Here is a 7317-nt window from a genome sequence, read left to right as displayed (position 1 = left end):
GCATTAATTATTCTTGTTTGTACGGACGTTGCACAGGCAAAAATGCGTTTTCCGTTCCGGAATGCTCCGCTTTATATGTCGCGTAGCGAAACGCTACGCGACATATAAAGCGGAGCTTTGCGTTAGCAAAACGTCCCTACCTTCCCCCACTCCCCTACTCTGAAATAGATAAAGTTTTTAAGAAATGGTATAAGGGAATGCTACGCAAACGGAATGCTGTGCAAATATGTCGGCGACAGCCAATAATGCTCAACACCAAATTGACTCCTGACTCCTGAGAAATCATACATTTATTCAGCTATTCAGCAACGCCAATACAAATATAAAACAGTCGCTATTAGTGTTACGGAAATTCTCAAATATAGTCCATGCTACAAATTTAACTTCTGTACGTCGCCAATCCGACAGTTCCCCTATCTGGCTTTTAACTCCTGAGTTATGACTTCAGGCTTCTGAGTTTTGAGTCCAAAAGAAACCGAGCAAGGGAATTCTCCTTGTAAAAATTACAAATCAAAAATAAAAATCTAATAAGTTAATTTGAGCAATTCAGGATTTTCTATAAAATAAATCCCATTCCACAAGAAATTATTTCACAATAAAAAATGGCTTTGTTGCTGAAGTGAGTATCGGAGTGAATTGGAGTAATTCCCTTCACTCACTACGCGCCTATTAATTGCCGAAGTGAACTAAGCTTTTAAAGTCACGACCGTTTAGGAGATTAGCTAGTCTCAAGCGGTCAGGAGAGGAAAATTAACTTTTTTTGTCAAGTAGAAAAACCTACTCCAGTGCCAAGCTTTTTAAGCATTATCGAAGCTAACATTACCCCCCAAGGGAGGATGTAAAAAACACATCAATGGAAATTTCATCCAGCAAATTTCCGTTTAATTCTTAAATATTACGTTTGACTCCGAATTAACATTATCTAATAATTAAACCATTAATAGAGGTAAAGTATGAAATGGCAATTCGTTATTCCTTTAATATTTTTATCTGCAGTGAGTTTACAGGGAAAAACGATCGCTCATGGAGTTAAAATTAAACATCAAATTACTCCATCAATTAAGATTAATGCTGTTTATGATACGGGTCTTCCTTTAGCTAATGCGCCAGTCACAGTTTATGCTCCTAATGCTCCTAATAAACCTTGGTTAAAAGGCACAACTGATAAGGAGGGAAATTTTATTTTTTCGCCTGATTCTTCTCAGTCTGGATATTGGGAAATTAAGGTGCGTCAAGCTGGTCATGGAGAGTTAGTTAGTATTCCTTTTCAAGTAGATAAGTCTGATAATTCTGATAATAAAAAAATCAGCAACAGTAACTATTATTTAGCAAGTACCTCTAATGATTATAACCCACTGCAAAAAGGATTAATGATAGGTTGTGTTATGTGGGGTTTTGTCGGAACTGGTTTATTTTTCTGGCGATCTAGAATTCAAGACCAACCACAACAGGAGAATTAAAATAAGGAAGTCAGAATTAAGAATTAAGAATTCAAAAGTTAGCAGTTATTTTTTTCAAGGGAATTTTGAGCAACCCTCCAAAAACATTTCATCAATTAAGATGGGGTTGCACTACCCAATCCTTTTTGATAATTCGGTAGTCCTAAATAGGGTTTGCTAAAAAAGTCTTTTTTAAGGAGTAGGGGAGCAGCTAGGAAGGTTGCATATAACGTCTGTAAGGGAGTAATTTTTTAGCTTAACTATTGTCTTGCCCAAGATGNAAGGGAATTTTGAGCAACCCTCCAAAAACATTTCATCAATTAAGATGGGGTTGCACTACCCAATCCTTTTTGATAATTCGGTAGTCCTAAATAGGGTTTGCTAAAAAAGTCTTTTTTAAGGAGTAGGGGAGCAGCTAGGAAGGTTGCATATAACGTCTGTAAGGGAGTAATTTTTTAGCTTAACTATTGTCTTGCCCAAGATGCTAAATTTTTGAACATAAAGAGCTGAAAACCAGGTACTTTTTCAAGACATAAAAAGGCTAAAACCTTGATCTGTAAATGCTTTAAAATTTAATCAGGAAGCCCTAAATATTCCATTAATGAATAATGGAGAGTGGAGCATGAAAAATCTTTCTAATTAAGTAGGTAGGTGCGAATAAAACTCACTATTTCATTAATTGATAATTGATAATGGATAATTGATAATTACCTCTGGTTAAAACCGTTACGGAATTGAAGATCGGGAAATATCATTTCTTCTCTTGGTCGAATTGATAAATCTATTTTAATTTTTAGGAGGTAAGCTGCAAAAATAATTGTTTTTTTAGCATTACCAATAATTCGGTAATTTTTCTCTAAATATTTAACATTCAGCAGTCTAATTTTAAATTTTCATAATGCATATTTCAGAAGGCATTCTGCCAGCTCAACTTTGTATTAGTGGTTATGGGTTTACTTCTTTAATTACCTGGTATTCTCTACGCCAAATTAATCGTTTACCAAATCCTCTAGCCAGTATTCCCAAAGCTTCTTTATTAACGGCAGCCTTTTTTGTTGCTTCTAGTATTCATATTCCTATTCCACCAGCGAGTATTCATCTAGTATTAAATGGATTATTAGGAACTGTGTTAGGTTATTATGCTTTTCCAGCGATATTGATTGGTTTATTTTTCCAGGGAATAATGTTTGGACATGGTGGTTTAACGACTTTAGGAATTAATGCTTTAATTATGGGGATACCAGCAATTTTAGCTTATCAAATATTTCAATTACGTCATATTTTAGGAAAAGGAATTAGGGAAAATTTATCAATGAAAATTTTTGGCTTTATTGCTGGAGCTGCTGCTATAGCGGTTTCTAGTTTGATATTTTTTAGTTTAATTATTACAAATCTTCCCTCTGGGTTTGATAATTCATTAGAACAAACAGCTATTTATGGATTAATGATTTCTCATATTCCTTTGATGGGAATAGAAGGAATTTTAACTGCAATGGTTGTCAGTTTTTTGCATCGAGTTATGCCAGAACTTTTACCTTCTTAGTTTGAGTAGGGGAATAATTAATAATTGACAATTAATAATTAACAATTAACAATTAACTAGCTATTAGCTTTTCCTTAGGTCATGCTGCGCTTGCCAGCATTTAGCTGGAGCGCTAAAGTCCGAGGGTTGAAGTCCCCCACAAGAGCTTGAAAAAGCGCGTGGTGCGCTTTTTTGGGGGGAAAGAATCCCCCATTATACACAGTGAAAAGCTGATAGCTGACTGCTGACCGCTTACTGCTACGTCAATATAGCATTTCCCAAGCTTATGAGGTACAGTTGTATTTTTGTCTTTATTGTTTCCAGTTAAGTGTTCCCTCAAACCTAAAATTTTGTACCTCACGCTTTTTGGGAATTGCTATAATTACCTCTTACTTATAAAGAAGAGGATTTTCTAAAAGGATTTTTTTCTTCTCTTGGTTGATTGGATATGGCGAAAATAGTTAAGTGTTAATTAATTAATAATTGAAGTGTCAAAGTTTGTATAGCATTCTTTTTTAAAATTATTACAGTAATGAAATTTGCCCTAGATGAATATGCTAATTTAAACTCCCCAATACATCAATGGGATGTGAGATATAAACTGATTGGTTTAATCACATTGATGTTTGCTTTTGCGACAGTTAATAGTTGGTATTTAATTCCATTGATGCTCTTAGTAACTGTGATGCTTTATGGAATTTCAAAACTGCCTTTATCATTTTTAGCAAGTCGGTTACGTTATCCAGGATTTTTTTTGTTCGGAGTAATTATTTTATTACCTTTTCTATCTGGTCAAACAATTATTTGGCAATTGGGATTTTTGACAATTCGTCAAGAAGGTTGTCTGGCAGTTATATTAATTGTTAGTCGTTTTTTTGCCATTATGACTACTGGTCTAATTTTATTCGGTACAAGTTCATTTTTAACAACCGTAAAAGGAATGAGAAGGCTGGGAATTTCTCCCATTATTACTGATATGTTGCTTTTATCTTATCGTTATATTTTTGAACTATCTCATAAACTTAATATGATGCTGAAAGCTACTAAATTACGAGGTTTTGAAAGGAGCAAAATTAGTTGGAGAAATTTATCAGTTTATGCTGCTCTTACTGGTAGTCTTTTAGTACGAAGCTATCAACAAGCGGAGCGAGTTTATCAAGCAATGTTATTGCGTGGTTATGGCAATGTATTCAATAATGAAAATTATCTTGTATCTTCTACTTCTAGAAATGGTATTCAATTTGGCTCTGATTTAATATATCTATTTCTATCTGTGATAATTTCTGTTAGTTTGATTGTTGCAGAATTATTTTTTTTAGCTAGAGTTTGAAAGTTATTAAATGCTTGGGATAGGCAAATATTGAATTCTCAATATTAATGAGCAATTAGGTAATATAGATTCAATCAAGCAATAGATATTCCCTCAGCCCTACAAATCGTTAGTACAGAGATTAGGGAATAGACAAAAATACTGCACCTGATTAAAATGAGAACCGCTATAATATTTCCTAAACCTACTACTTAATATTTATCAGTAGTTAATAAAATTCCTATTCCTGTGTTAATAATTAGTTATTTATCAAATGCAAGAAGACAAATCACAAGCTGGAGTCTATGTCAAAGATTTATTATTTCAATATTCCCAAAATGAACCTGTTTTACAGGGTCTTTCATTGACAATTAAACCAGGAGAAAGAGTTGCTTTGTTAGGATCTACAGGTACAGGTAAAAGCACTTTTATGGAAACTTTAGTAGGCTTGAAAAAACCTTTATCTGGTGAAATTTGGCTTCAAGGAATTCTCCTACAAGAAAAAACTTTANGTCTATGTCAAAGATTTATTATTTCAATATTCCCAAAATGAACCTGTTTTACAGGGTCTTTCATTGACAATTAAACCAGGAGAAAGAGTTGCTTTGTTAGGATCTACAGGTACAGGTAAAAGCACTTTTATGGAAACTTTAGTAGGCTTGAAAAAACCTTTATCTGGTGAAATTTGGCTTCAAGGAATTCTCCTACAAGAAAAAACTTTATCCCAACTGCGTAGTCAGATAGGTTTTTGTTTCCAAAATCCTGATGACCAATTATTTATGCCGACTATTTTAGAGGATATAACTTTTGGTCCGCTTAACTATGGTTTATCGCCAGAAACTGCTACAGAAATTGCTGAGAATTTGTTAATAAAATTTGGTTTAGAAAAATATGCAAATCGTTCTGTTTATGAACTTTCAGGAGGTCAAAAAAGATTGGCAGCTTTAGCAGCAGTTTTAGCATTAAAGCCAGAAATTTTAATATTAGATGAACCGACAAATGGTCTAGATCCTTTATGGAGACGTAACTTAGCTGAAATTATCTTACAATTACCAGTGCAAATTATTTTAATTGCTTCCCATGATTTAAACTGGGTTAGTAAAGTAACTGAACGTGCTTTAATTTTGCAGTCTGGTCAAATTCAAGTAGATACTTCTACTCAAAATATTATCCAGGATAGTTCAACTCTTGAATATTACGGTTTACCTATTGATTATTAAAGTAAGAAGTAAGAAGTAAAAAGGAAGAAGTAAGAAGGAAAAGGAAAAAGGAAGAAGGAAGAAAGAAAAAAAAGGAAGAAGTAATATCAAATGTAAGCATTCAGCTCCTAGCTTTTTAATGGATGAGGATAGCATTTTTTTTTCTACTAAATTTTCAACCACAAATCTGAGTTATTAACTCATATAATTTGTGACAGTAAATTATAGATGTATCTCAAAAGCTGTTAGCGCAGCTCCTCCGCAGGAGGCTAGCTGACTGCTGAATGCTGAATGCTTACTATCAAATTCCAAAAAGACAGTTAAATGTTAATTTGTGATTTACTTCTAAAATAAAAAATTATCAATTCGATAAATTGAAAAATTCAATCTTTTTTGATCTTTTTGATTATCTTTTTGATTATATTTTTGTTTTCCTGTTTCCTGTTCACCACTCTCCTACTCCCCTGCTTAACAAAATGTATAAAAGTTGTTGAGAAATGGTATTATTTCCCCTTATACTACTTTTAAAAAAGAATGCTACAAAAAAGTAGAGATAAATCAGATATGCTGAAAAATAGCTGCTCTAATTTATTTTAGATAGTTACTTATATCGTTTATCCATTTTATTTAATATTTACCTCTTCTTCCTTCTTTCTTACTTCTACTATTTGTCACAAACATTTATGACGCTTGGCATTACTTCTTACTCCCTACTCCCTACTCCCTACTCCCTCGTCTAATAATTAACGGTGAAATTTCCTGGTTGTTTCTTGATAAAGAAGCATGGCAAAATCTTTGATAATTTCCTCATTTTGAAAATAATTTCCGTACTTTTTCTTTGNCTTATATCGTTTATCCATTTTATTTAATATTTACCTCTTCTTCCTTCTTTCTTACTTCTACTATTTGTCACAAACATTTATGACGCTTGGCATTACTTCTTACTCCCTACTCCCTACTCCCTACTCCCTCGTCTAATAATTAACGGTGAAATTTCCTGGTTGTTTCTTGATAAAGAAGCATGGCAAAATCTTTGATAATTTCCTCATTTTGAAAATAATTTCCGTACTTTTTCTTTGCTGTTTCTATGCAAAGTTTCATAATATCCGATGACTCATCAATATAATTAGCGATCGCCTTTTGTTGCTCTTGTTTTGTATGATGATGGTGATGTCTAAAATCTGGGTGTGGTACAACTGTACTTTCCGAACTTACCTTAATATCTTTTCCTACTGGATGAACTATTTTTTTCACCCGTCTTTTTTGAACTTCTTCAGCAAAACCAGATGCAATTATACCTGCTGGTAGACCAAAAATTCCAATACCTAAAAAAGCTACAGCAGCACTCAATAATTTACCTAAATGAGTCATAGGATAAACATCTCCATAACCTACAGTTGTTAAAGTTACTACTCCCCACCACATAGTCTCTAAAATACTAGAAAATTTCTCTGGTTGTGCTTCACTCTCTGCTAGAAACATCAGACTTGAGACAAAAACTAAGACAAAAATTACTACCAGTAATGTAGCTATTAGTTCTTCTTTTTTTGCAACTAAAACTTTAAGAATAGTCCGCAGTGATTCTGAATATCTGCTGATTTTAAATAATCTAAATAAACGGAGCAAAAGGGTGAATTTTATAAATTCCAAACCCGGAAATAATACTTGTAGATAAAACGGCAAAATAGCTACAAGGTCTATCAGTGCCAAGGGTGTAATTAGATATTTTAATCTACCATAAATTGGATGATTATATTTAGGATTAATCGTACATATCCAGATTCTGATCAAATATTCTAAAGTAAAAAATCCAGTTATAAGTATTTCGACTAATTTTAATTGTTCAGG

5 protein-coding genes and 1 pseudogene are annotated in these 7317 nt (G+C 33.1%); 5 read left to right on the top strand and 1 reads right to left on the bottom strand.

Going from position 1 to position 7317, the window contains the following annotated elements; all coding sequences use genetic code 11:
* The first annotated feature begins 953 nt into the window (after window positions 1-953).
* The 5 genes and pseudogenes from AFK68_RS18185 to AFK68_RS18165 all read left to right on the top strand — a co-directional run.
* Complete coding sequence (locus AFK68_RS18185; protein ID WP_094673985.1) at window positions 954-1460, top strand: carboxypeptidase-like regulatory domain-containing protein; 507 nt, start codon at window positions 954-956, stop codon at window positions 1458-1460.
* Window positions 1461-2337: 877 nt separating this feature from the next.
* Complete coding sequence (gene cbiM / locus AFK68_RS18180; RefSeq protein ID WP_094673984.1) at window positions 2338-2982, top strand: cobalt transporter CbiM; 645 nt, start codon at window positions 2338-2340, stop codon at window positions 2980-2982.
* A gap of 511 nt (window positions 2983-3493) precedes the next feature.
* Complete coding sequence (gene cbiQ, locus AFK68_RS18175; protein WP_094673983.1) at window positions 3494-4291, top strand: cobalt ECF transporter T component CbiQ; 798 nt, start codon at window positions 3494-3496, stop codon at window positions 4289-4291.
* A gap of 253 nt (window positions 4292-4544) precedes the next feature.
* Window positions 4545-4781: pseudogene (locus AFK68_RS45650) on the top strand (ATP-binding cassette domain-containing protein); the annotation flags it as partial.
* A gap of 1 nt (window position 4782) precedes the next feature.
* On the top strand, window positions 4783-5490 hold a 708-nt coding region (locus AFK68_RS18165), incomplete at its 5' end, for an energy-coupling factor ABC transporter ATP-binding protein (RefSeq protein ID WP_246844267.1).
* 960 nt (window positions 5491-6450) lie between these two features.
* Here the strand turns inward: AFK68_RS18165 and AFK68_RS18160 are convergent.
* Window positions 6451-7317: potassium channel family protein (locus AFK68_RS18160; RefSeq protein WP_094673980.1), on the bottom strand; the 867-nt coding region annotated here is incomplete at its 5' end.

Source organism: Hydrocoleum sp. CS-953 (assembly GCF_002260545.1).
GTDB lineage: Bacteria > Cyanobacteriota > Cyanobacteriia > Cyanobacteriales > Microcoleaceae > Trichodesmium.
Note: the sequence above shows the minus strand (reverse complement) of the source record. Positions and strands in the feature narration are given on the sequence as shown.